20 protein-coding genes are annotated in these 25,020 nt (G+C 48.8%); 7 read left to right on the forward strand and 13 right to left on the reverse strand.

Annotation, left to right across the window (positions count from 1 at the left end):
- Window positions 1-385: 385 nt before the first annotated feature.
- From B147_RS28305 to yedE, 5 genes are all read right to left on the reverse strand, one after another.
- Complete coding sequence (locus tag B147_RS28305; RefSeq protein WP_020587618.1) at window positions 386-622, reverse strand: hypothetical protein; 237 nt, start codon at window positions 620-622, stop codon at window positions 386-388.
- Window positions 623-634: 12 nt separating this feature from the next.
- Window positions 635-1,507 carry an NAD(P)H-hydrate dehydratase gene (locus B147_RS0112915; RefSeq protein WP_020587619.1) on the reverse strand — a complete coding sequence of 291 codons (873 nt, stop codon included), beginning with the start codon at window positions 1,505-1,507 and terminating at the stop codon, window positions 635-637.
- Complete coding sequence (locus tag B147_RS0112920) at window positions 1,498-2,052, reverse strand: putative Se/S carrier protein (protein ID WP_020587620.1); 555 nt, start codon at window positions 2,050-2,052, stop codon at window positions 1,498-1,500. The genes B147_RS0112915 and B147_RS0112920 overlap by 10 nt, the downstream gene beginning before the upstream one ends.
- A gap of 5 nt (window positions 2,053-2,057) precedes the next feature.
- Entirely contained in the window at window positions 2,058-2,279 is a 222-nt protein-coding gene (locus B147_RS0112925; protein ID WP_281167888.1) for a sulfurtransferase TusA family protein, read from the reverse strand.
- A 115-nt stretch (window positions 2,280-2,394) separates the two neighbouring features.
- Window positions 2,395-3,486 carry a YedE family putative selenium transporter gene (yedE, locus tag B147_RS0112930; protein WP_020587622.1) on the reverse strand — a complete coding sequence of 364 codons (1,092 nt, stop codon included), beginning with the start codon at window positions 3,484-3,486 and terminating at the stop codon, window positions 2,395-2,397.
- Between the two features lie 469 nt (window positions 3,487-3,955).
- Between yedE and B147_RS0112935 the strand changes: the two genes are divergently transcribed.
- The 4 genes from B147_RS0112935 (at window position 3,956) to B147_RS0112950 (ending at window position 7,797) form a co-directional block, all read left to right on the forward strand.
- Complete coding sequence (locus tag B147_RS0112935) at window positions 3,956-4,138, forward strand: dual CXXC motif small (seleno)protein (RefSeq protein WP_020587623.1); 183 nt, start codon at window positions 3,956-3,958, stop codon at window positions 4,136-4,138.
- Window positions 4,139-4,228: 90 nt separating this feature from the next.
- On the forward strand, window positions 4,229-5,584 hold the full coding sequence (locus B147_RS0112940) for a lytic transglycosylase domain-containing protein (protein WP_020587624.1): 1,356 nt from the start codon (window positions 4,229-4,231) through the stop codon (window positions 5,582-5,584).
- Window positions 5,585-5,597: 13 nt separating this feature from the next.
- Entirely contained in the window at window positions 5,598-6,821 is a 1,224-nt protein-coding gene (locus B147_RS0112945; RefSeq protein WP_020587625.1) for a glycosyltransferase family 4 protein, read from the forward strand.
- A gap of 55 nt (window positions 6,822-6,876) precedes the next feature.
- Window positions 6,877-7,797 (forward strand): methyl-accepting chemotaxis protein, encoded by a 921-nt coding sequence (locus B147_RS0112950; RefSeq protein WP_020587626.1) that lies wholly within the window; start codon window positions 6,877-6,879, stop codon window positions 7,795-7,797.
- Between the two features lie 117 nt (window positions 7,798-7,914).
- On the opposite strand, the gene B147_RS0112955 is transcribed toward B147_RS0112950, so the two are convergent.
- Genes B147_RS0112955 through B147_RS0112965 form a run of 3 tightly spaced genes read right to left on the reverse strand, consistent with a single transcriptional unit; the run spans window position 7,915 to window position 11,647 of the window.
- Window positions 7,915-9,066: an alpha-hydroxy-acid oxidizing protein gene (locus tag B147_RS0112955; protein ID WP_026259640.1), complete on the reverse strand. Its 1,152-nt coding sequence runs from the start codon at window positions 9,064-9,066 to the stop codon at window positions 7,915-7,917.
- 23 nt (window positions 9,067-9,089) lie between these two features.
- Window positions 9,090-9,947 carry a thiamine pyrophosphate-dependent enzyme gene (locus B147_RS0112960; RefSeq protein WP_020587628.1) on the reverse strand — a complete coding sequence of 286 codons (858 nt, stop codon included), beginning with the start codon at window positions 9,945-9,947 and terminating at the stop codon, window positions 9,090-9,092.
- Window positions 9,947-11,647, reverse strand: coding sequence for a 2-oxoacid:acceptor oxidoreductase subunit alpha (locus tag B147_RS0112965; protein WP_020587629.1), 1,701 nt, complete (start codon window positions 11,645-11,647; stop codon window positions 9,947-9,949). Before B147_RS0112965 ends, B147_RS0112960 begins: the two co-directional genes overlap by 1 nt.
- Before the next feature lie 330 nt (window positions 11,648-11,977).
- On the opposite strand from B147_RS0112965, the gene B147_RS0112975 reads away from it, so the two are divergent.
- Complete coding sequence (locus B147_RS0112975; protein WP_020587631.1) at window positions 11,978-12,544, forward strand: flavodoxin family protein; 567 nt, start codon at window positions 11,978-11,980, stop codon at window positions 12,542-12,544.
- Between the two features lie 378 nt (window positions 12,545-12,922).
- Here the strand turns inward: B147_RS0112975 and B147_RS0112980 are convergent, their stop codons facing one another.
- From B147_RS0112980 to B147_RS0112995, 4 genes are all read right to left on the reverse strand, one after another.
- Window positions 12,923-13,234 (reverse strand): IscA/HesB family protein, encoded by a 312-nt coding sequence (locus tag B147_RS0112980; RefSeq protein ID WP_020587632.1) that lies wholly within the window; start codon window positions 13,232-13,234, stop codon window positions 12,923-12,925.
- Window positions 13,235-13,354: 120 nt separating this feature from the next.
- Window positions 13,355-14,362, reverse strand: coding sequence for an electron transfer flavoprotein subunit alpha/FixB family protein (locus B147_RS0112985; RefSeq protein ID WP_157237879.1), 1,008 nt, complete (start codon window positions 14,360-14,362; stop codon window positions 13,355-13,357).
- An 8-nt stretch (window positions 14,363-14,370) separates the two neighbouring features.
- Window positions 14,371-15,216, reverse strand: a complete 846-nt coding sequence (locus tag B147_RS0112990; protein ID WP_020587634.1) for an electron transfer flavoprotein subunit beta/FixA family protein — start codon at window positions 15,214-15,216, stop codon at window positions 14,371-14,373.
- Between the two features lie 16 nt (window positions 15,217-15,232).
- Window positions 15,233-16,381, reverse strand: a complete 1,149-nt coding sequence (locus B147_RS0112995) for an acyl-CoA dehydrogenase family protein (protein ID WP_020587635.1) — start codon at window positions 16,379-16,381, stop codon at window positions 15,233-15,235.
- A gap of 303 nt (window positions 16,382-16,684) precedes the next feature.
- On the opposite strand from B147_RS0112995, the gene B147_RS30290 reads away from it, so the two are divergent.
- Both B147_RS30290 and B147_RS0113005 read left to right on the forward strand, forming a co-directional pair.
- Window positions 16,685-22,729 (forward strand): transporter substrate-binding domain-containing protein, encoded by a 6,045-nt coding sequence (locus B147_RS30290; RefSeq protein WP_020587636.1) that lies wholly within the window; start codon window positions 16,685-16,687, stop codon window positions 22,727-22,729.
- Between the two features lie 3 nt (window positions 22,730-22,732).
- Window positions 22,733-23,647, forward strand: a complete 915-nt coding sequence (locus B147_RS0113005) for a diguanylate cyclase (RefSeq protein ID WP_020587637.1) — start codon at window positions 22,733-22,735, stop codon at window positions 23,645-23,647.
- A gap of 136 nt (window positions 23,648-23,783) precedes the next feature.
- Here B147_RS0113005 and B147_RS0113010 read toward each other — a convergent pair whose 3' ends face one another.
- Entirely contained in the window at window positions 23,784-24,842 is a 1,059-nt protein-coding gene (locus B147_RS0113010; protein ID WP_020587638.1) for an AI-2E family transporter, read from the reverse strand.
- Window positions 24,843-25,020 lie beyond the last annotated feature (178 nt).

The raw sequence follows: 25,020 nt of genomic DNA on the forward strand, positions 1-25,020 counted from the left end.
AATATAACATGACTGGTCGGTTTTTTGCACAACGAACTGTTGGACTTCCATGAAGAGGTACCACGTATATAAAACTTTTATAGTATAAACCGACCGCCGCTGATGATTTAAAAAGTTGTCTTCTGTGCTTGAATTGTTATCCGAAAGAGATAGCTTTATTGATTTGATACCTTCAATTTGTAACGGTAATAAAAGTGTTGTGGAACAAAAAGCCATACAACCAATGGAACGCTATTCCCTTTTTTGAGGGGAGTGTTTCATATAATAAAAAAAACCTGAAACAAAAATACATGAGAATCTGCAGCAAAAAAGCAGAGCCATTGAATTGAATTTCCGGGCGCATCACTTAAAACTCTGTACTCTCTGAGGTTTGGCTGACACCAAACTACATAGAGACGGCATTTCTTAACTCCTGAACCAAGGCAGTCAGATCCAGATTATATTTTTCGGCAACCGTTTCAAGGGGGTCAAAAAGCGCGTTACAGCAGATGCACTCCCCTGCTTTGGCATCCCAGCGCTTGAACACGTCCTGGGTGGCACTGTAGGTTGAAACAATGTCCAGTACGGTCATACCGGGCTCAATGGTGCCGGTCGGAGGGTCGTTCTTTGATTTATCCGTCATTTTTTCACCATTTTATAATTGCTTGCCGGGACCTTCCAGAACCCCGGCCAAGGCTTTGGGAATTTGCAAAATAATGTCCATCACCTGTGAGGCGGGTGTCGGGCCGGCATATACGCCGGCCATTCGATTGACACGCGCTGCAATGAGGCAGGCCTCCGGGATGCTTTTCCCGGATTCGACCAAAGCGCAGGCAAGCCCGGTCAGAGTATCCCCGGTGCCGCCCATGGCCTCCATGGCTTCGGCAGCCGGTTTACTGATCTGTTCCTTAATTTCACCGCCGGCCACCACATAATCGACACTGCCCTTGACTAACAGGTGGCGGGCGCCGTTTTTATGTTCATAGGCCCGGGCAATGAGATCCGGCACCTGGTTGTCCTGGTGCAGAATGAAGCCTCTGGTGTAAAACGGATGGGGCGCAGTTTCGTCTGCCAGAAAGGAGAGTTCCCCCACATCCGGGGTAAAAAGGTCATAGTCCTGAGCCTGGCCGCTCATCTTGGCCGCGTACATGAAACCGGCATCCGCTATGAGAACTGGCCTTTTTTCCATCTCTTCCACGGCAAAAAGGACTTTATTGTGCCAGTCGACATCGGGTTGAAGGTAATGAAACGCCAGGGTGGATACCGCCATCCCCGGCAGTTCCCGGGATAGGTATTCATAAAGTTTCCGGCTGCCCTTGCCGGTGCCGATGTCACCAATTAGAGCGGTTTCCACCGGCATGGTTCCAAGCACTTGACAGGCGGCCAGGACAGCGCCCACCAGAGCCGGTGTTCCCCGGTTCACAGGCACACGAATGTCATTGATGATCATGTCGGCGCCGTCCAGGACGGGCGTACCCAAGGTTAACGGAAAGGTCTCATCCGGCACGGTGCCCACAATCAGGAGCATTGGCGGATCATCTCCTTATGGGCCAGTTCCAGGGCATAGCCGCAAAGTGTATGCCCGATTTTGCCGGGTCTTGGCGCCTCATCCAGATGTCTTCCCACCATTTCACACGCAAGGTAGGGAACATCCGGGCACCCCCCGCCTGAAATATTCACGATAATTTTTGTTTGCTTTTCAATGGTAATTTTCATGTTGGCGGCCCGGACCATGAGGTAATCGCCAAAATCCTTGGTATGAAAAAGGTCCACGGGTTTAAGCAGGGGGTGGGTCACAGGTACCACTTCTAAGGGCGGAAGTCCTGCGTCGTCAAGCTGTCTGGTCAACATCAGCTTTTCAATGAGGGGAAACTGAATCACCAGATCGCACCCGCTTTGGACCCCGGGAGGAGGTCCCATTACCTTGATCTCCCACCCCCTGGATTTTAAAAAATCTTCCGCCTGAATCACTTCGGATGTATTCTCAAATACCAGGATACCCAGATCTTCCTTTACCTTCCGGGACTCATCCTTTTGTGCACGGTTAAACAGGCGGAATACGCGTTTAAACACAGATATTATCCTTTTCGGATAAAAATCTGGGTATCGCCGGCGTTATCCTTGATATCAGAAACGTTCCAGCCTTTGCTCTCTGCAGCCCGGACCACATTCTCTCTGGAAGCCATGTTGTCCACGATAACTTCAAGTTCACTATCCGTTCCGGATTTTATGGCATCCAGGGTCATCAGTACCGGCTGGGGGCAGGAAAGGCCCCTTGCGTCGACTATTTTGCTCATCATATCTTCCTTATTTTTAATATGAAAGTCTCAATAACTTGTTGAATTACTTTCATTGTTTATTGTGGGGTGAGTCTGGGTGTTGATAGACCAGGTCGGCCCATGGCCGTTATTTAAATTAAGCGGCAATTTTTTTTCTCATGGCAAATCCGATGAACAGACAAACGATGAATCCGACCATAACTGCTGCAATACCGTGGGGTCCAAGGCCCTTGGGAGAGCTTGCCAGCCCGAAATTATGGGAAAAGGCTGCACCGGCAATCATTCCCAGTACAAAGACGGAAGCATCGGAATCCCCTTCACCGGCCAGGAAAAGCTGTCGCCCGGGGCAACCGCCTGCCAGGGCAAAGGCCAGTCCGGCCAGGGCCATGCCCAGAAAGTTCCAGAGATGAAGGTTATGGGCCACGGGCTGGCCTGTAAATCCGACGTGAAATTGGCCGAGAACAACATTGGCAACACAGGCACAGATCAAAAGGGATAAAAAGCCGGACAGCAGATGGGTCTGGCCGAACAGAATCAGATCACGAAGCGCCCCCATGGTGCAGAACCGGCTGCGCTGGGCCAAAAATCCAATACCCAAACCCACCACAAGGGAGATCAGCAACGGTGCATGCATGGCTCCGGGCCCTTTGAGGCTGTAGAACAACACGCCGCTTTTGCCTTCCCCTGACACTTGGGGGTAGATGAACATGAGAATCAGAAGACCCAGCATCACCAGGGGCAACATCCATCCGGCACCGGTATGGGTGGCCTGGGAGCGTCCCAGGTTGTATCCGTTTTTCAAAAACATCACCCCGATCCATACCCCGAAGCCTAAACCCAGGATTCCCAAAACGGCATTCAGGTCACCGCCGGCCAGACGAAGGACGGCCCGCCAGGGGCAACCCAGAAAAACCAGTGCACCGATCATGGCAAAAACACCCAGGACAAACCGAACCATGGGCGCTGATCCGCACCTTGGCTTAAACTCCTTAAAGCTGTAGGCCGCAACCAGAGATCCCAGCACAAATCCGATAATTTCAGGGCGGATATACTGAACGACACCAGCCCTGTGCAACCCGATGGCCCCCGCGATATCCCGTTCAAAACAGGCGACGCAGATTCCCATATTTCCCGGATTTCCAAGTTTCTGTAAAACAGCGGCAAGTATTCCGATCACAGCGCCGACAATAATGATACCGACGCGGGTAGAAAAAAAATTTTTAGCCATGGCCCGGCAACCTCCTATACATTCCATACACTTCATTATTCATAACAGATTCCACACAAAACAAGATTTATTATCCATTTAACGTTTTTTTTGTCATCCATGAAATTTTTTATCCAATTGATTATGGCAATATGATTTTTAAATCTTAATTTAAATTATAAATAGTTTTCGCGCATACCGGGCACATTATGCAACGTTGGGATAATGGTCGATCAATTCTCACTTCCCGTCCCGGCAATGGGGGCTACAAATCTGGATTCTGAATCCCAGGGAAAAAGAATCCAGGTATCCTGACTTAAAATATTTCAAGTCTGCCTGTTTTATGTTATCCCGAAAGAAAAAGAAAGAGGCCCGATGGACAGGCTGTCACAGAATGCCAATTTTTCCAATTTCTGCGTTTAAAGAAATAAATTCTGAAAAATTTTTCTATTCCGCAACAGCCTGTCGAACAAAAATAAAGGAATAAAAAATGGAAAAATCAACTAAACACTGCCTGTCATGCGGCGGACAGCTTGTTGTCAGACGCGCCTGCCCCCATGTTATCATATGCTGCGACGACTGCGGCAGAAGCTATCCCCAGGAGAAATACAAAGAATTGATAGATAACTATTGGGAAGAAAAGCTGGCCAATATACCGGTAAACCGAATTTAGGTCTATCAAAATTATTTAAAACCAAAAGCTGATATGATAAAATTACCTATTGAATAAATTCGTCAACCTCTTTTTTCTTTTGGAGTGATTATGTCCTATTTTCTTAGACAATGGGTCTATTTATCTGTCAGCCTTACGATAATCCTTATGTATGGCTTTGCCGGTTCGGTCTGCCAGGCAGCACAGCACACACTCCCCTCCGGAAAAGCGGAACTTTTTCCGGTTTATGACCTGATCAAACCCAATGTAACATTTTGGACCGATGTGTTTACCAAATACAGCCGGGGCCAGGCCCTGGTCCACGATATGGGTGACCTGTCCAGAATTTATGAGCAGCTCAAGCTTAATCCTGCCAAGAACAGGGAAGCTGCCCGGGCAAACAAGGCAACCAAAAAAAAGGCCATTGAAAAATATAGGGCCATTTTGCTGGCCCTTTCCAAGGGCAGTGCCCCGCAAACACCCATGGAAAAAAAAGTGGCGGCACTGTTCCCACCACAGACCAAACCGGTGGCGTTCAGGCAGGCTGCCAAAAGGCTTAGGGTACAAACCGGACTAAAAGAGCATTTCATGGAAGGGGTAATCCGTTCAGGGGCTTTGATAGATGAGTTTAAAGGCATATTGAAATCTTATGGCCTGCCCGAGGATCTGGCCTACCTGCCGTGCCTGGAATCAGCCTATGATGTCCGGACCTATTCAAAATGTGGGGCTGCAGGCCTATGGCAGTTTACCCACTATACAGGCAAGTTGTTCATGGATATCAACCATGTGGTGGATCAGCGCCTGGACCCCGTTGCCGCCACCCATGGCGCAGCCCGGCTTCTGAAAAAAAATTATGAAAGGCTTCAAAACTGGCCTATGGCCATTACAGCTTACAACCACGGCCTTCACGGCATGTCCCGGGCAAAAGACAAGCACAAGACCTATCCTGCCATATACACCAATTACAGCAGCCGCTCCTTTAGATTTGCCTCACGCAATTTTTATCCAGAATTTATCGCAGCCCGCCAGGTAGCGAAAAATTATGTTCAATATTACGGTAATATTACCCTGGACAAACCCGGACAGCAGACCCGGTACGAGGTAAAAGGATTCGTGGCAGCAACAGATCTTGTCCGCACATTGCCGTTGGATCTGAAAATGTTGCAGGGTATGAACCCGGCTTTGAGAAAACCGGTCTTTGACGGCAAAAAATACATCCCGCCGGGGCAAACCCTGTATCTGCCCAAACATATATCTTCGGATCTGCTGGACAAAACCATCAAAACCCTATACCGCACGGCCCAGAAAACCACCCCCTTTCACCGGGTGGTCAGGGGGGATACCGCCGGCAGCATTGCCAATGCCTACAAGGTATCTCTTAAAGATCTGATCGCATTGAACGGTCTTGGGAAAAAGGCGGTTATACATGTTGACCAGATCTTGAAAATTCCGTTAAGAGATCATTGAAAATTTTTTCTTTATGAAAATTCTTCATATTTTAAGCCAGATGCCTGATTTCACAGGCTCAGGAAAGACGGTCCAGGCCATTATCCGACAATCTTCTGCCAGGGGGCATGAAAACTTTCTTGTGGCGGGCATCCAGGATAACTTTAAATTAGATCCGTCCTTGTTACCCCCGGATCATATTGAATTTGTCCGGTTTAACCATGGGTGGCTTGACTTCAGGCTTCCGGGCATGAGCGATGTTATGCCCTACCCCAGCACGGTTTTTTCTTCAATGAACAAGGACCAGCTTTGCCGGTATGAAACCGCATTCAGACAGGCCCTCCAAAGGGCACAAAAAAAATTTTGTCCGGATCTGATCCATACCCACCATCTTTGGATTGTGTCAAAAACAGCCAGACAGATTTTTCATGATCTGCCCATGGTCACCTCCTGCCACGGCACATGCCTTCGCCAGCATGTTCTATGCGCAGGGTTGAACCTGGCTATTGAAGATGCTATGGCAGATATCGACGCTGTTTTATGCCTGAGCCGGCACCAGAGGCAGCAGATTATGGATATTCACAGGATAGATCCGGAAAAACTGCATGTGGTGGGTGCAGGATTTGAAAAAGAATTATTCTATTTTGAGCCAAAGCCTGAAAAAGGTCCTGTACAAATCGTGTATGCAGGCAAACTGAGCCGGGCCAAGGGTGTGCCCTGGCTGCTTGCTGCGTTGAAAAAAGTGACGGGCCCGGATTATTGCCTGCACCTGGCAGGCGCCGGTACCGGCCGGGAAAAAGAGGAATGTCTGGCACTGGCCCCAGACCTGGGTGGCCGGGTAACGGTTCATGGTCCCTTGTCCCATGAAAGCCTTGCCCGGCTCTTGCGAGGGGCGCATCTCTTTGTTCTGCCTTCGTTTTTCGAAGGCCTTCCCCTGGTGCTCATGGAAGCACTCTCTTCCGGCTGCAGGATATTGACCACCGCCCTGCCGGGGACCCGGGAAATATTTGAAGAGACCCGGTCTGGCATGGTCAATCTTTTGGAACTGCCGGCCCTTGAAACCGTGGACACACCGTTTCAAAAAGATATGCCGGCCCTGGAACAGGCCCTTGCCCATGCTCTGAAAATCAGCATTACAAAGGCGGATCAAAACCGGCAGCCTGACCTTGACCAAGTCAACAGGATAACCTGTGCCTATACCTGGGAAGGCATATTCTCCAAAATGGAAGAAATCTATAAAAAAGTCGCCGTGTTATAGACTTGTTGTTTGCATTGCAGTATTAAAGGCTCTGGCATTTATCGAGACCCATAATATGCCCCTGCTTAAATGGATGAACATCGCAGTGGGAATGATGCAAAAACAGTCTGAAGAAAGGGTCCGTCAGCTAATCATCTTTCAAGCCGTGGCCATCGGCGCGGGATTTTTCCTGATGGTCTTGAGCATTATCGTAATCCGAAAGATCGTAAGCCGACTGGACAAATCCAGCGAAATCGCCCAGGCTTTGAGATACGGGGACCTTACAAAGAGATTTGCCAGGTGGGAAAAACAGGGGGCCGACCCGGACGAAATCGGAAGGCTCTCCAAAAGCCTCAACGGATTTGTGAAATTTTTTCATTTGGCTGTAAAAGATATAAACAAGGGAGCCGGGGAACTCGATAGCGCATCCAACAATATGAACCAGGTAGCGGAACTGCTTTCCGGAAAATCGGAAGACTCTTCCGAGAGAATTGACAAGGCCAAGGGCCTATCGGATGAAATGAGTTCCGATATGGATGCAGTCGCAGCAGCAATGGAGGAGTTGACCACCAACACCCAACAGATTGCGGCATCCACCTCACAGATCAACACCACTATAATGGGGATCTCCAAAAACACGGGTGAAGCACGGAAAATTTCCACCTCTTCTGCAGTCGGCGAGATCCAAAACATCACCGATGTGATCAACCAGGTGAACGATATTGTTTCGACCATTGCCATGACAGTGGAGGAACAGACCGAAACCATCGCTGAAATTGATGAAAATGTCTCCCAGGGGGCCAATGCACTTCAGGAAGTAAATGCCAATGTCGCAAAAACATCATCCGCTGCAACTGATATCAACCGGAATATGGGTGAACTGGATCAATCCATCCAAGAGGTTTCGGACACCACCCGTCAGATCAGCACAAGCGCAGGGACACTTTCCGAGCTTGCCGCAAAGCTCAAGGAGATGGTGGATAATTTCACGGTTTGATGGATTTACCTGTCCCGAATGAAACTTGACAACTGAACGGGAACCCGTGTTTGAACGCAAAATTGCCCGGATGCAAAGCGCAGATAGGTGACTTTGCGTTCAAACCCTATACATTTCTCAGCACAGTATTGATGAATCAATATCGGAAATAGTGCTGACCCCGGTCATAAACATGGCTTTTTTCAATATCTTTTGAATATGTTCCATATGTATTCTTACACCTAGTGAACCTGCACCTACAGCCGCCCGGATCACATCCCTGCCAAGCAAAACAAAGTCCGCACCCAGTGCCAGCATCTTGAGCACGTCATATCCGGTCCTTACGCCTCCGTCTGCCGTGATAATGACCTGACCTTTAAGCTGTTTGGCAATGTCGGGAAGCACTTCGGCCGTTCCCGGCGTTGCATCAAGCACCCGGCCACCGTGGTTTGAGACACTGACTACCTTGACGCCGGCATCTGCACAGCTGACGGCATCCTCCACCGTCATAATCCCCTTGGCAATAAAGGGCAGAGACGTGGCCTGGACCAATTCCTTGATATCCTTCACGCTCTTGCGGAATACCGGCTGATTATGCCGGGCCATGATGGTGGACCCGCAGCCGTCAAGATCTACACCAACCGCAGGACATCCCAGCTCTTCAGCCCTGTGGATGAATTGTTTAAGCACATCCTGGGATCTGGGTTTGAAGATGGGCACGGCCGGCAAGCCTTCTTTTTTAATGGCGCGAAGCGCCGGATTGTTCTCTGGGGTATAAAAAAAGGTGTCTCCCCGCCAGGCCATGGTGCCGGCATCTTTACAGCCCCGGATTGTGGCCCTGCAGAAATCTTCTTCACTGATGGCATTGCCGTAGCGCTCGGCACCTGCCGTGGAAGCGCCCATAACCGGGAAATCAAGTTTTGTACCTAAAAATGTACAAGAGGTGTCCGGTTCGGTATGTTCCCCCACTACCCTCAATTTAAAGCGCACCGCCTCAAGGGCCGCCACATTTGCCCGAAAAGAGAAGCCGGCACCGGCACCACCGAAGCCGATGGGTTTGCCATAGGCCTCTTTCTGGCAGATTTTATCAAAGTTGCCGTCACAGGCGGGGTAGGCCGCACAAAACCCTTTAAGGTTTTTTCTTGCCCTGTCCCGGACCGCTTCAAGGGTTTCGGGAACCGTTTCCTTATCAAGGATAACGCGGTTGTCAGATCCGCAAACGCTGCACTGTTCAGGCTGTTCTTCCTGGTCCATCGTAGTAAAGCACATGGTGCATTGCCAGATAGTCATATCAGATGATCTCTCCTGTTTCACTATAGGTTTTGTAAAAGGGTGTCTGCCGTCAGCTTGCTGTTATAGTTATGTGCGGCAAGGGCGCTTGCCTTAAGATTGGGAACCCGTTCGTGGAATGGTGTGCCGGCAACTTCGTACAACACGCCTAACGGCAGGCTGTTTTCCCATTCCTGGGCCAGCTTAAATGCCTTTGCAAGGTCCTGGGGATCATGGTCCGTATCCTCAAGTTTGTACGCCCGCTCTTTATACCAGCTCAAGGTGTTTATTTTGTTAAAGGACACACATGGCTGTAGAATATCCACCATAGAAAAGCCCTTGTAGTTCATGGCTTTGACGATCAGTTCCGTCAAATGTTCCGGCTCTCCGGACAGCCCCCTTGCCACAAATCCGGCCCCGGCAGCCAATGCAATACCCAATGACGAAAATTGAGATGAGGGGGTGCCGTTGACCTGCAGTTTTGTGGTCATGCCCAGGCTTGACGTGGGAGAGGCCTGGCCCTTGGTCAACCCGTAAATCTGGTTGTTATGCACCAGAAGCGTAATGTCGATATTTCGCCGAATGGCCGCCAGAAAGTGGTTTCCACCTTCTCCATAACAGTCGCCGTCCCCGCCATTAACCACCACCGTAAGATCGTTATTGGCGATCTTTGTTCCTGTTGCAAGGGGAAGTGCTCTGCCGTGAAGCCCATGGAACATATTGCATTTAAGAAAATGCGGTGTTTTTCCGGCCTGGCCGATACCGGAAATCAGTGTAAGCTTTTCAGGCGGGATCTGTTGTTGGGCAAAGGCATTTTTCATCGCGGCAAGGATCTGAAAATTACCACATCCCGGGCACCATTTGTTTTCGAAATTACAGTTAAAATCTTTTGAGGTAATCATTATTTCACAAGCTCCTTTGCCTTTTGAACAATATAATCCGGGAAAAAAGGTCTGCCGTCATATTTGGATATGGTGTAAGATGCACTGATACCGGCTTCCTGGGACAGCAGGCGGCCTAACTGACCGGACTCATTTTGCTCCACCATGATCAATTTTTTATCACCCAGCATATCCCCAATGGTTTTACGGTCCATGGGCCACAGATCCTTGAACACGGCAGCCCCGACCTCCATGCCCTGGGCTCGAAGCCGTTCAACCGCTTCCAGAATATTTCCCCGTGTGGAGCCCCACCCCACAAGATACACCGGAGCAGTCGGGTTCACCAGGAAGGGGGCTTCCATCTCTTTGATCATGGCAGGCAGCTTTGCCGCACGTTTTTGTGTCATGGCAATTTTGTTTTCGGCATTTTCACTGATGTGTCCTTCGGGATCATGCTCATTGCCCGTAACCCGGACCAGCCCCGGACCTGAACAGGGGACTCTTTGGGGAGAGATCCCGTCTTGTGCCGGCGCATACCGCAAATAGGGAGCATCGTCGCTGCCATTGTTGTTTTGTTCATAAAAACGTTCAATGTCAGGATCCACGGAAAGCGTGTTAATTTCGGTCACCCTGGAGTTGGCCAGGAACTGGTCAAGCAGAACAATGACCGGAACTTGATATTTTTCAGCCAGATGAAAGGCCCGCTTCATGGTCTTATAGGTCTCAACCGGTGTACCCGGCGCAAAAATAAACCGTGGAAATTCATCCTGGGAGGCATGGACGGAAAAAAGCAGATCTGCCTGGCCGGTCCGGGTGGGCAGCCCTGTGGCAGGTCCCGGACGCTGGGCATTGACGATCACCAGCGGCGTTTCCGTCATCCCGGCAAGCCCTAATCCTTCGGTCATCAGACAAAAACCGCCGCCCGAGGTTGCTGTCATGGCCCGGACACCGGCAAAGGAAGCGCCAATGGCCATCATGACGGCGGAAATCTCATCTTCTGCCTGTTCAACGACCACAGGAAGTTTCTTGGAATAAGGAATCACACTGGAGACGACACCTGTTGCCGGACTCATGGGGTAAAAGGGGAAAAACCGGCAGTCTGCAGCCAGAGCACCCAAGCCTGCAGCCTTGGCCCCGCTGAGAACAATATTATTGCTCTTTTTTGCCTCCCAATTGAACCCGGTGTCCTGGCTTAAGCCCTTTGCCGCATCAAAGCCTTTTTTTGCCGCTGCAACATTAAGCGCCACGATTTTCTCGCCCTTGGCGGCAAACCGCTTTTCTAACACATCGGCCAGCAGACTTGAAGGTGCGCCGAGAATGGCAAGAACGGCACCGGCAGCAACAGTATTGGCGGTAATTTTACCCCCGGCTTCTTCTGCCAGTTTTTGCAAAGGGATTTCAAAGCGCGTCTTGTCTTTTGTCCCGGGCTCATCTGCGTTAATAATGGCAATGCCGCCGGATCGCAACTCATCTTTATGCAGCTCATAGGCATTTTTGTTGATGCAGACAAGGAGATCAAGCCTGTTGCCCGGGGCGGTAAGTTCCTTGTCGCTGAGCCTCAGTAGATTAAAATTGTGCCCCCCCCTGACCCGTGATTCAAAATCATCCACAGAGAAGGTAAACAACCCGCTTTGGTGACACACTTCGGAGAGCAGATCGCCAATGGTTTGAATGCCCTGCCCCGCCGCGCCTGCAATTTTTAGTGTTACATCGGTTTTCATGAACGCCCCTTGTGTTGTTGTATAGCATAAAGTAAAGTGATGAACGGTGACGTAATTTAGGTATGTTGGAAGCCTTTTTAATTCTTGCCGGCTTTCCCTGTACAGGAAAGGTGAAAGATGGTTTCAAAAAGAGTGGTCCCCAACCTTGCCCGCCTGCATCCGAAACCGTTACAATTAAATTGAATATGCGGGCGATTAAAAAAAAAGTCAATCCTTTGCCCCGGATCGATGTCTACGGATAACCTTTTTTCGCATTGACAAGTGCTGTTATTGATCTAATTTGTGATACGAAAATTATACTGAGTACCGTTCAGAAACAAGGAGATAAAAATGAACATACTGTTGTTGCAGGGAGGCGCCAAAAAGAATGGAAACACGGCAAAGGTACTGGAATGGGTGAACGCTGAACTGACGGATCTTGGCCATGATGTGGAAACGGTTTACCTGCACTCAAAAAATCTAAAAGGGTGCATGGGCTGTGGAAAGTGCAAACAGACACTGGATGCCCCGGGCTGTATCCAAAAGGATGATATGCCCGAAATCATGGGAAAAATGATCAAGGCCCAGGCGGTTGTATTTTCTTCCCCTTTGTATTTCTGGGGCGTAAATGCCCAGCTTAAATCCGTCATTGACCGCACGTACAGTCTGTATGCCACCGCACCGGAACATATTTCCCTTGTAGAGGGCCAGCGCCAGGGACTTTTGATGACAGGCGGTGGGCCGTTTGACAACAATGCAGCCGAAGCATTCACGGCATTCGGCAGGATGCAGAAATACCACAAATCAATCAATGCTGCAGAATTGTTTGTGGGTGGATGCTCAACCCCGGATCAAATGGATGCTGCAGTCAAAGACCAGGCGTGTGAATTTGCCCGTAAACTTACGGGTCAAATTTAATTTTTAGGTTTAATTTTGATGGTCCTGTAAAAAGTCCAACCGATGGCTAAGTAACACTCTTTATTTACAAGGCATACCAGCTGACCAAAGGATGGAGGCGCAGTCTATTAAAACACAATATAGATGCGCCTTCAATTAAACAGGCACGAACTGAAAGCTAAGTCCCGAAAATTTTATAACGTAGACGAGATTATAGCCAAGCCTAAAAACTCGGACTTTAGTTTTTAATTAGTGCCTGACCGGAAACCCGTGATTGGGCGAAAAGTTGCCCAGATGCAAGGCGCATAAAAATTTTGAAACCGGAGCAACCTCACGGTTGTGAGGATTTCAAATTTTTATGCAACGCCGCAGGTGGGTGACTTTTCGTTCAATCACTAATTAGCCACAGCATGTTCCGCCGCCGCACCCAGTACAGCCTTCAGGCGGTTTTATGCTGGATTCAAGGCGAAAGCCCATACCTTCAAAATCAACATCCACGGGACTTGCCTTTTCCAGCAGATCTTTATCCATGATGTATTCCACATCATCAAAGGTAAACACGGCATCGGTCTCTTTTTTCTCGTCCAAAGCCATGGCAAGGCTTGGGCCGCCGCACCCGGCGCTATTGAGAAAAATTCTGATGGGCACAATGTCTTTGCCTTCAAAATATAGTCTGACCTGCTCCTGGGCAGGCTTAGTAACATTTATCATCTAAATATCTCCTTGCATGTTTTATTATAATTCGGTTTAGGTGTTTGGATCATCCCTGAGACCCATAACTGTTAGTATAAGTTAGATCTTGCATAATTCAAGACAATGTCGTCAAAACTATCAATCCCGTATCTTTTCTTTCAGGGCCCGGATAATCCCGGAGCAGACCTGGTTGGCATCGGCTACAATGGCCACATCAGCAAGTTTCATCATCATAGCATCGGGATTTTTGTTCACAGCCACAATGAAATCAGCATCCATGAGCGCAGCCGTATGCTGGATGGCCCCTGAGATACCAAAGGAGAAGAGCACCTTGGGCCGGATATGTTTACCGGCCTGGCCCACCAGGGCCTCGTGGTCCACCCATCCGGCATAGACAACAGGACGGGTGGCCCCGACCTCGGCATTTAAGAGACCTGCCAGGTCAAACAATTTTTTAAATTTACCCTTGGACCCCATGCCCCTGCCCCCGGTGATCACAATATCCGCCTTTTCAACGCCCAAGGCTTTGACAGGCCGGTACTCCGAATGCGTGCAGCGGACCCGCTCGGTGGGCAAATCTTCCGGCAGTTCAAGTGTGACCACCTCGCCTTGGGCCGTATCATCATGGGGCAGTTCATGGAAGGTGCCGGGCCGCACCGTTGCCATCTGAGGCCGGGCCTTGGGCGTGAGTATCCGTGCAATGAGGTTGCCCCCAAAGGATGGTGCGATCTGGATAAGCCGTTGTTTATCGTCTATGTCGAGATCAATACAGTCGGCGGTAAGCCCGGTGTTCAGTTTTTTTGCCACCCGGGGTGCCACCTCCTGGCCGAACCGGGTGGCCCCGATCAGGATGATATCCGGCTGCATGTCCCGGGCCAGCCGTATCAACAGGTTGGTAAAAGTCTCAATACCATAGGATTTAAGCCTCGGATGATCAATCACATAAACCCGGTCCGCACCATGGGCGATATATTCCCCTGTATATCCTCCCACATCATGGCCAAACACCACGCCGCACACCCGACCACCTGTTTTTGCGGCCAGGGCCCTGGCCCTGGCCAGGATCTGGAGCGTGACCCGGTTTTTAAAATAGTTTCGATAATCGCCAAGCACCCAGATATCTTTGCCGGTTGAATTTTTTGACATTTGCCGCCTCATTTCTTTTTCAAATCCTTGCCCATGGCAGAACTGATAATTTTTCCATAATCCGTAAACAGCTGGTCCACCACGGTTTTCGCCGCACCCTTGAGCACCCGGCTCTCCTTTTGGGTGGCAGGCGAAAACACATCCAGAATACGGGTGGGCGAATCCTTAAGCGCATTAAAATCCTTGTCAAGTTCCAGGCGATCGGCATCCACAACCTCAATTCTGGGAGAGGCAAAGGCCTGGGCCACGCCGGCAAGTCCGGCATAACGGGGAACAAATGCGCCCAGATCAATGGTGACAAGGCCCGGCAGATCCATCTCCAAGGTTTCCATAAAATCATCCACCAGCCGGGTGACTACAAGTGTTCTTTGCATCAGTCGGATATCCGATGCCCAGCCGATGGCCGGGAAATCCAGTTCACAGGCCAACTGGGGACCGACCTGGGCCGTCTCGCTGTCACTGGTTTGGGCGCCGCACAGCACAAGACCGGTATCCGGTTTAAACATCTTTATATACCGGCCAAGAATAAAAGAGGTAAGATTGGTATCGGCCCCGGCCATTTTCCGGTCCGAGAGCAGTACCCCATGGTCTGCGCCCAGGGCTACGGCCTGGTGAAGCACCTCCTCGGCCATGGGCGGTCCCATGGTCAATGCGGTCACCCGGATACTACGATCATCCGACTGCTCTGCCCTTTTCAGGCGAAGTCCGGCTTCCAGGGCAAGGCGTGAAGCAGGGTCCATCATGCCCTGGGCCAGTTCCCGTTTCAGGGTGCCGGTTTTGGAGTTCCAGGGCAGTTCGGACACCATGGGCACCTGTTTGATACATACAATGATATCAAGAGAGTTATTTTCCATATCTAAGTATTATTCCTTAACTGGGCTGGGTAATCAGATGCCTTGCGATGACCATTTTCTGCACTTCACTGGTGCCCTCGTAAATCTGGGTCACCTTGGCTTCCCTGAAGTAACGTTCCACATCATATTCCCTGGAGTATCCGTATCCGCCGTGGATCTGAACGGCCAGATCCGTCACTGTGCGGGCTGTTTCACTGCAGGACAGCTTAGCCATGGCCGACTGGGCCCCAAAATCTTCACCTTTATCCTTGGCCGCCGCCGCCCGGTACAAAAGCAGACGCGAAGATTCAATGGACGTGGCCATATCTGCCAGATAATTCTGGATGGTTTGAAATTTTGTCAAAGGACTGTTGAACTGCCGTCGCTCCTTGGCATAACTCAATGCCGCTTCAAATGCTGCCTGGGCAATTCCTAACGCCTGGGCCGCAATACCGATACGGCCGGTATCCAAGGCAGTCAAGCCTATTTTCAGGCCCTGGCCCGGCTTGCCAAGAAGATTGGTTTCAGGAATCCGGCAATCCTCAAAAAACAGGGACGAAACCGGATTGGCCCGCATGCCGCACAGATCCTCTATTTCGCCCACGCTGAATCCGGGACGTGTCTTTTCCACAATAAAAACATTGGGCCGGGACGGTCCCTGGCTGCCTGTGTCCAAGGCAAATACCAGAACCACATCACATACCCCGCCATTGGTGACGAAAATCTTTGTGCCGTTGATGGTATAGCCTTCATCCGTCTTTGCTGCCGTGGTCTCTACGCCGCCGGCATCGGAACCGGCATTGGCTTCGGTCAGGCAGAATGCACCGATATGCTTTCCAGATGCCATATCCGGGACAAAGCGGGCAATTTGCTCATCCGTACCAAACCTTAGAATAGGATACAGCCCCACACTGTTGTGAACAGACACGCAAAGTCCAAGTGCGGCACATACCCTGGACAATTCCTCAATCACAATGGCATAGGAGATGGTGTCAAGACCGGCCCCGCCTAAAGACGGCGGCACCTGGAGGCCGAAATAATTCAAAAGCCCCATCTTTTCAACAATTTCAGCTGGGAAGCGCCCTTCCCTGTCCAGGTTTCCGGCATGGGGTCCGATCTCGTTTTCAGCAAATTCCCGTACCGTTTTTCTGACCACCTGGTGTTTCATACAGGGGTTAAAATCCATAAAATTACGCCTTTTATTTTCTTTAGGGGAATATCCCGTAAAATTAATATAATTATCTTGTGAGGCAGGACTATACCTCATCTGGGCACATTTTCAAATTATTAAAACTGAAATCCAAAAACCCTGAATCTTGATACGCTAATTATCCGCCTTAGGATCACTTATTTGTTTTTTAGTTTCACTTTTTATGAATTAACAATATACTATCGAAATTAAGGACCCCATGACAATTTATCCTGGCAATGCTAAATTTAGCGACCCAATCATTTTAATATCAAGAGGGGTCCGATCTGTGGAGACTGAATGAAAAAGTCATTGTATCATCGATTAGTTGCGTTTGCTTTTCTGATTATACTGAATGCGCTCCCAAACAAAAGTTTTGCTGAACCCCGCCCTCCTTTCACAGAAAATGAACAAGTCTTCCTAAAGGAGCATCCAACGGCCAGCATCGCCATTTTACCGGACAATGCGCCCATTTCATATGTGGAGGATGGAAAGCACAAAGGGTATGTCAATGACCTGCTCAAGCTTCTGGCGAACCAAACCGGATTGCAGTTCGATAAAAAAATCGGGCTTTGGACGGACAATCTGGAAAATTTTAAGAACCGACAAGTAGATGTCATCACCGACATCTCTTACAAAAAAGAGCGTGAGCCTTTCACCCTGTATACCTCCCAATATTATGAAATCCCCACCGCGATTTTTGTCCGGGAAGATTTCGGACCGTACAAAGGGTTGCAGAGTCTGCAGGGAAAATCAATCGGTATCCAGAAAGATATTTTTTACGAAAAAGAGCTGATGGAACTGGGCGGTATGAAGCTGTTTAGATTTGCCGGCATGGATGAGCAAATCAAGGCACTTGCCTATGGAAAAGTGGATGCCATCATACAAAACCTCACCTCATCAAACTACTTTATCCGCAGAAATGGCCTCACCAATCTCAAGGTTGTAGATGAGTTCAAGTTAGGCGATTTTGGCCGGGAAGATCTTCGGTTAGGTATCCGGCCGGACAAACCACTGCTCCAGGCTATTCTGCAGAAAGGATTGGATGCCGTCAGCGAAGCAGAATGGGACCAGCTTGCCAACCGCTGGATCGGAGTCAAATTTGACCGCAGCCATGCTGATAGAGCCGTCCAGTTGACAAAGCAAGAACAGGCATTTATCCGCAAACACCCTGTTATACGCCTGGGCACTTCCACGGATCTTGCACCGTACGCGATCCTCGACAAGGACGGCAAACTCACAGGCCTGGCACCGGACCTGATTCAATTGATCAATCAAAAAACCGGTTTGGGGCTGGAACTTGTCAACGGCACCTGGCTTGAAATAAACCAAAAAGTAAAAGATGGGAGTTTATCAGGGCAACTCCCTTTGGTCCGGGGAAAAGACCGGGAAACATATCTTTTATTTTCGGACGCCATTATGGCAGAACAATTTATCGTCATTGTCGGGGCGGGAAATCCTCTGGGACTGAACTCGGTTAAGGATTTGAGACATAAGCGATTGGCAACACTGAGGAATGCCCCTAGGATCAAAAAAATGATTCAATCCCTATCAGAACCCCAAATAATCTACAAAAATACGATACGGGAAATGATCAACGCTGTCATTTCAAGAGAGGCTGACTGTGCTGTTTTTGGACGCAACATGCTCTCCATTGCCCAGCAGATGGGCGTATTGAATTATATCGACCTGGCTTTTCCTATTGGGGAGCCCCTCTATACAAACATTGCCACGCGAAAAGACTTGCCGGAACTCAACAGCATCATCAATAAGGCACTCCAAAGTTTTTCCCGGCAGGAACTGACGGATCTTCAAGCCCGCTGGAATATTCAACTTAACTTTAAAAGGAAAGGCAACGCAGCCATTTCCTTAACTCCTGAAGAAAAACAATTTCTGAAAGATCACCCGATCATCCGCGCCCATAACGAACAGAATTGGAAACCATTTAACTTTTATCAGGACGGCCAGCCACAAGGCTACGTCATAGACCTGCTCAACCTCATGGCAGACAAACTGGACATCAAGATCAAATATATCAGCGGCCCGACCTGGGACGAATTTATGAACATGCTGCAGGGTAAAAAAATTGATCTTATAGGCAATTTAGTAGAAACAAAGGAACGACGAAAATTTGCCCTTTTTGTCCAACGACCGGTCAATGAAGACCTGCCGGTCATGGCCTGCAGAAAAGATCATCAAATAAAATCACTCGAAAACCTTTCCGGTAAAACCGTCTCTGTGGTCAAAGGTTTCTGGTATGAAAACGCAATACGTAAATATGATCCGTCCATCAAACTCTACCTTGGGAAGGACTCTCTCGACTGCCTGAAAGCGGTCTCTTATGGCAAAGCAGATGCAATCATAGACTCAGGGGCTGTCATTTATAACCTCTGGCTGGAGCAGGGGATTACCAACCTGACAATCACCGGAGATGCAACGCTCCCCGGCGCTGAAGGATTTTACGGCCGCATAGGCGTACGTACGGACTGGCCGCTGCTCGTCAGCATCCTGGAAAAAGCGATGGCTGCCGTCACCTACCAGGAAAAACAAGCGTTGAGAAAAAAATGGTTGATCCACATGCAGGAAAAGGTACCAAAGCTCAATCTGACCAATGCTGAAAAAAAGTTTCTCCGCGCACATCCTGTCCAGAGAGTTCACATAGAGGAAAACTATCCACCATTTTCCTACCGTAAAGCAGACGGCGAATTCAGCGGATACGCCATCGCCTACGCAAAGCTTATTGCCGAACGACTAGGGCTTGTTTTTCAATACTCCCAAAATGAAACCTGGGACCAAGCGCTCCATAATCTGAAAACCAAACAGATCGACATCATTGCTCAGATCATCAATACGGCAGAACGGCGCAAATTTGCACTTTTCAGTGACGCCTATATGTCCCATTCCTGGGGGATTACCACTCAACGCGAAAATACCGACGCGAATAAACTCATAAAACTTTCAGGTAAAATGGTAGGCGTTATCAAAGGTTATCTTATCGAAAATCTACTTCATACGCATTACCCCCAGATTAAATTGCGCACCTACAAGAATCATAATTCTCTGCTGAACGCCGTACAATCCGGCGAGTTGGATGCTGCCATCTCTACCTATGAGGTAATGAAGTATCACATTATCTCCCGCGGTATTCCAAACCTGGTTTCATTTCAGATCCGGAAAAATCCGATCCTAACAGCCAGCCCGGCAAGTTTTGCAATTCGCAACGACTGGCCGCTGCTGCGCTCCGCTATCCAAAAAGCCATGGACAGCATTACGGTTGACGAGTTGACAACAATGCAATCCAGATGGTTCGGCAGAGAAACACTGGTGTCAGATAAAGTCAAACACATTGATCTCACAGCTGAAGAACGCGCTTGGCTGAAAAGCCATGGAATGATCCGCATATGCGTCGACCCGGACTGGATGCCTTACGAGGGAATCAGAGAAGGCAAACACACAGGCATTGGTGCGGACATCATGCGTCTGATCAGCAAACGTGCGGGATTAAGATTACAATTGGTAAAAAGTCAGACCTGGAAAGAATCATTGCAACTGTTCAAGGCTAAGCAGTGCGACATCATCCCCATGCTCAGTCAAACACAGTCACGCAACACCTACATGAACTACACCTCTGCTTATCTGACTGGTCACACTGTATTTATCGGTACCTTCGAACATCCCTATGTGGCAGAACCCAGTGAGATTATCGATGAAAAAATAGTGCTGGTTCCCGGCTACAGCCTCACGGAACTCTTGAAAAAGGATTTTCCAAGTCTTCATATTATTGAAGCCCCCAATTATACCGAAGCCTATCGGATGGTGTCCGACGGGCGGGCGGACCTAACCGCGGACTACCTGCTCAGTGCCGGTGACCGCATCCCAAGCATGGGGTTCTACAATCTTAAAATCATCGGTAATGCACCCTATAAAAAAGAGCTGCGCATCGGTGTACAAAAAGACCAGCCCCTGCTGCATAATATCCTGAACAAAGCAGTGGCGTCACTGACAGAGCAGGACATTAATAAAATTCTCTCACAATGGAAGTCGGTCCGTTACGCCCATGAATTTGACTACAGCCTGCTCTGGAAGACCCTCGGCGTTGTTCTGCTGCTGTTCGCAGTAGGGCTGTTCTGGATGCGGCGCCTGTCTATTATGAACCGGCAAATCACCCGTGCCAAAGAGCAGGCGGAAAACGCAACGCGGATAAAAGCTGATTTTCTGGCTAAAATGTCCCACGAAATCCGGACCCCCATGAACGGCATTCTCGGCATGGCTTACCTGGCCCTCCAGACGGAATTAAATGATGAACAGCATAATTATATTAAAAAAATCGACAACAGTGCACAGTCTCTTCTAGGCATCATTAACGACATCCTGGATTTCAGCAAAATCGAGGCAGGCAAGATGACCATCGAAAAAGGCGGGTTCGACCTGTTCCGGGCTGTGGACCGGGTGATCAATCTCATTGAGCTCCAGGCCCATAAAAAGCGATTGGAACTTATCGTTCAATATGGTCCACGCATTGTCAGGTACTATGTCGGAGACAACCTTCGTATCTCTCAAATTATGGTTAACCTGATGGGAAATGCCGTTAAATTCACAGAACAAGGAGAGGTCGGGCTTTACATCAGCAAGGCCGGAAAAGACCACGTCCGGTTTGAAGTCAAAGATACCGGGATCGGCTTGTCGGCTGAACAGCAGACCAAGCTTTTTCAATCATTCTCCCAGGCTGACGACAGCATCACAAGGAAATACGGCGGTACCGGCCTGGGTCTTTCCATCTGCAAACAACTGGTCGGCCTGATGAACGGCAGGATATGGGTGGAAAGCGAACCTGGCAGGGGCAGCAGCTTTATTTTTGAGATCGAACTGAGCGAAGACCCAGGGAAAAATGAAGCGCATCAGACATTTAACGGCAATAAGGTTCTCATTGTTGATGACAGTACGACATGGCATGAAACACTAAAAACCACCCTGGCAGTGTTCGGGCTCCAGGCGGATTCAGCCTATAGTGGTTTCGAGGCCGTTGAAATGATCCGATCCTGTATCACACCATATGATCTGATCCTCATGGATTGGCAGATGCCGAAGATAGATGGGATCCAAACCACCAGAAAAATAAGAGAAATGTGCAAAAAATGCCGCCAATCTGAGCACTGCAAAAAAGAACAACCGCCAATCGTCATCATGCTCAGCAGTTTCCGGCAGGATACGGTTGTCCGGGAGGCCAAGGAGGAGGGCATCCATTTTTTTCTGCAGAAACCTATCAACCCGTCAGCCTTGTATGATATCCTGTCTTGTGTATTATCGGGTGAAATCCAGACAAGCTACCGGGAACAAGTTCAGCATGAACGTCTTGCCGGGAAGATCAAAAAATTGACAGGATCCCAAATCCTTTTGGTTGAAGATACCGTCACGAATCAGGAAATTGTCCAGGGGCTCTTACAGCACAACGGCATCCTGATTGATGTGGCAAACAACGGCAAGGAAGCGGTAGCCGCCCATGGTCGGAACCCGGGAAAATATGAGCTGATACTAATGGATATCCAGATGCCTGTCATGGATGGATACGAGGCGGCCCGGCTGATTCGGGAACGGGACAATGAGATCCCCATCATCGCCCTGACCGCCAACGCCATGAAAGAGGATATCATCAGAACTGAAAAAGCCGGTATGAATGGCCATCTCAACAAGCCGATTGATTTTGAACAATTCTATAAAACCCTGCTGAAGTATATCCGCGTCAAAGAAAGTGAACCATCACAAGTCCTGCCGATAGAGGCGGGAGACCAAGAAGAAAAGATAACATTGCCGGGGTTTGAGCTAATTGATGTAGCCAAGGGGCTGAAAAATATGGCCGGCAACAAAACGCTTTATAAAAAAATAATTTGCGACTTTAAAGATGCTTATAAGGGCTTAAACATAGAAGATCTGGATGATGACCTTTTAAAAAAAACGACGCACACCATCAAGGGCTTATCCGCCAATATCGGCGCGACGGCTTTGCATAAGGTCGCAAAAATTCTGGATGAAACCCGGGACAAAACCCTTGTGCCCGAATTTAATGAAACCCTTGCCCGGCTGATTGCGGAGATTGAAGAAAAAATGCCGGAAACCGGTCTGCCCCTTGCCCGGACAGATCAAATCGCGGCCGGGGAGGCGCAGGATCTGTTGGCCCGGCTCAAGGAGGCAATCGCGTCAATGCAGCCGGTCCGATACGAACCGGTGTTGAATGAACTTACCCGATACCGCTTCCCGGGTGAAACCGATGAAATCCTCTCCCGTGTTAAAGAGGCGCTTGACGAGTACGACTTTGACCAAGCCTTAAAGAAAATAGCAGAGATATGAAAAATGGAAAAACAATACACTATTCTGGTGGTTGATGATACGAAAAGCAATATAGAGATTCTGCTGACGCATTTGGGAAAACATTACAACGTGATCCCGTCCCTAACCGGTAAAAGAGCGCTGGACATTGTCGAAAAAAAACAAATTGATCTGATCCTTTTGGATATCATCATGCCGGAAATAGACGGTTATGAGGTCTGCACCCTGTTGAAAGAAAATTATCTCACCAGAGCGATCCCGGTAATATTCATCACAGCCCAGACAAATGAGGATGCCATTGAAAAGGCATATGACGCCGGCGGCATTGATTATATAGCCAAACCGTTCAGACCCAAGGAACTATTGGCCCGCATAAAGCGGGAACTGACGTTGCAGCAGTTGATAAAAGACCTGGAAGCCTCAAAAGAAGAATTACGGATTCTGGCGACCACGGACCCTATGACCAAACTCTACAATCGAAGATCTTTTGCCAACATCTCTGCAAATCTTCTTGGCCAGAGCAAACGGGAGTCCCAAGCCATGTCGGTGCTGATGATCGACATTGACAAGTTTAAAGGGATTAATGACACCCATGGCCATGATGTAGGGGATACCGTTATTATCACCATGGCTGAAAATTTGCGGAATATGTCGAGAACGGGAGATATTATCTGCCGCTATGGCGGAGAAGAATTTGTTTTGCTGCTCCCGAATACCCGAATTGATGGTGCCCGCACGCTTGGTGAAAAAATCAGACGGCAAATCGAAGAATCCACCGTTAAAATCGAATCCGGCGGACAAGTTCACTTTACAGTCAGTATCGGTGCAACCGAGGTTGATGTGCCGGCTGAAAAAAATCTGGAGCCGGCACTTAAGAGAGCGGATGTCGCCCTCTATCAAGCCAAAGAGGGCGGGAGGAATAAACTTGTCACATTCTAAAGTGCTCTGTGATCTCTGAGTTTAGCCACTGTGTCTGTAAAGGGTGAACTTAGGCGCGGCTTAGGGAGCATATTAAAATATGGGCCCTTAAGTCGCAACGAAGAATACGGATAAAAAGGCAAGCAAAATGTGGGATTTATTTTTTGCCGAGTCGCTTAAACCTGGAAAGCTCACTATTGGGGGCCAGAAGAATGGAAATCCACTGTGTGGATTCGTTTTCGCTTAATGCAATTTTCACAGTCATCGTCAACGGCACGGAAAGAAGCATCCCCATGGGCCCCAGCACCCACCCCCAGAAAATCAGCGACAACAAAACAACTATGGAAGAAAGGCCGACCCGCTCCCCCATTATGCGGGGCTCTGCGATGGTCCCGACCACTGTATTAACGAACAAAAAAAGTAAGGCCGTACCAAACGCATACACCGGACCAAGCTGAACAAGGGCAAGCAATATGGCCGGAATGGATGCAATCAGTGATCCGATGGTAGGAACAAAATTGAGAATAAAACTCAATACTGCCCAAAGGATGGAAAAATCCAAGCCTATATACAGAAGTCCCATATAAATCATGGCACCGGTTATAAAACTGGTTATGAATTTAATTCCCAGATACCGGTTCACCATACCGATAATCGCGTCATAGGATGAAAGACTGTCCGCCCTGTTATGCCGGATCGTTTTAATCTTATCCGGAATACCGCTGGCCTCGATAATCAGGAAGGCAAACATCAATAAAATAAAAAAAACATTTTTTAAAATCGCCACCAGACTGTTCATCACACTGCTCACAAGCTGCATTATCTTGCCGGGATCAAAAATTGAATCAACCATGGACCTGTCAACGGCAATATCATGGGCCAGCAGCCAGGTGTAGCCGTCGCTTATCAATTGTTTCATCCTGTCCTGATATGCGGGCATACTGCGGGTAAACTCCTGAAGGGTTGATCCTAAAATAACAACCAGCAACATCCACAGCCCAATCACCAGCATCAAAATCAACAGGAATGCAATAACATCGGGAACCTTGATTCTTTTCAAAAAGAGCATAAGCGGCAAACTGATTATTGTTAAAAAAAGTGCCAGCAAAAAAGGAACAATAAGCGAACTTGCCGCCTTCATTCCGGCAATCACAACCACAAAGGCTGCGAGATTGACTATTGCGTTACGCCTGTTGCCTCCGCTGCTTTTAACCATTTTGTCTCCTTTCTTCACCGGCACCCATTTATTTCATAATAGATCTTCTGACTTTGTGGGTCGATTATTTTATAGTAACTTCTGCAGAAAGTAGTCTAATATTAACGCAAAGGTCCATTGATTTATCAGTTACCTGACAAAGAAGGATAGGTCGTGTGAAGAACGAACCACGATTGAT

Origin of the sequence: Desulfobacter curvatus DSM 3379 (assembly GCF_000373985.1) — a bacterium.
Taxonomy (GTDB): domain Bacteria; phylum Desulfobacterota; class Desulfobacteria; order Desulfobacterales; family Desulfobacteraceae; genus Desulfobacter; species Desulfobacter curvatus.

Excerpts from the sequence above, each read along its gene's own strand:
- B147_RS28305 (WP_020587618.1), bottom strand. The coding sequence starts at position 622 with ATGACGGATAAATCAAAGAACGACCCTCCGACCGGCACCATTGAGCCC.
- B147_RS0112915 (WP_020587619.1), bottom strand. The coding sequence starts at position 1,507 with ATGCTCCTGATTGTGGGCACCGTGCCGGATGAGACCTTTCCGTTAACC.
- B147_RS0112925 (WP_281167888.1), bottom strand. The coding sequence starts at position 2,279 with ATGATGAGCAAAATAGTCGACGCAAGGGGCCTTTCCTGCCCCCAGCCG.
- yedE (WP_020587622.1), bottom strand. The coding sequence starts at position 3,486 with ATGGCTAAAAATTTTTTTTCTACCCGCGTCGGTATCATTATTGTCGGC.
- B147_RS0112935 (WP_020587623.1), top strand. The coding sequence starts at position 3,956 with ATGGAAAAATCAACTAAACACTGCCTGTCATGCGGCGGACAGCTTGTT.
- B147_RS0112940 (WP_020587624.1), top strand. The coding sequence starts at position 4,229 with ATGTCCTATTTTCTTAGACAATGGGTCTATTTATCTGTCAGCCTTACG.
- B147_RS0112945 (WP_020587625.1), top strand. The coding sequence starts at position 5,598 with ATGAAAATTCTTCATATTTTAAGCCAGATGCCTGATTTCACAGGCTCA.
- B147_RS0112950 (WP_020587626.1), top strand. The coding sequence starts at position 6,877 with ATGCCCCTGCTTAAATGGATGAACATCGCAGTGGGAATGATGCAAAAA.
- B147_RS0112955 (WP_026259640.1), bottom strand. The coding sequence starts at position 9,066 with ATGACTATCTGGCAATGCACCATGTGCTTTACTACGATGGACCAGGAA.
- B147_RS0112960 (WP_020587628.1), bottom strand. The coding sequence starts at position 9,947 with ATGATTACCTCAAAAGATTTTAACTGTAATTTCGAAAACAAATGGTGC.
- B147_RS0112965 (WP_020587629.1), bottom strand. The coding sequence starts at position 11,647 with ATGAAAACCGATGTAACACTAAAAATTGCAGGCGCGGCGGGGCAGGGC.
- B147_RS0112975 (WP_020587631.1), top strand. The coding sequence starts at position 11,978 with ATGAACATACTGTTGTTGCAGGGAGGCGCCAAAAAGAATGGAAACACG.
- B147_RS0112980 (WP_020587632.1), bottom strand. The coding sequence starts at position 13,234 with ATGATAAATGTTACTAAGCCTGCCCAGGAGCAGGTCAGACTATATTTT.
- B147_RS0112985 (WP_157237879.1), bottom strand. The coding sequence starts at position 14,362 with ATGTCAAAAAATTCAACCGGCAAAGATATCTGGGTGCTTGGCGATTAT.
- B147_RS0112990 (WP_020587634.1), bottom strand. The coding sequence starts at position 15,216 with ATGGAAAATAACTCTCTTGATATCATTGTATGTATCAAACAGGTGCCC.
- B147_RS0112995 (WP_020587635.1), bottom strand. The coding sequence starts at position 16,381 with ATGGATTTTAACCCCTGTATGAAACACCAGGTGGTCAGAAAAACGGTA.
- B147_RS30290 (WP_020587636.1), top strand. The coding sequence starts at position 16,685 with ATGAAAAAGTCATTGTATCATCGATTAGTTGCGTTTGCTTTTCTGATT.
- B147_RS0113005 (WP_020587637.1), top strand. The coding sequence starts at position 22,733 with ATGGAAAAACAATACACTATTCTGGTGGTTGATGATACGAAAAGCAAT.
- B147_RS0113010 (WP_020587638.1), bottom strand. The coding sequence starts at position 24,842 with ATGGTTAAAAGCAGCGGAGGCAACAGGCGTAACGCAATAGTCAATCTC.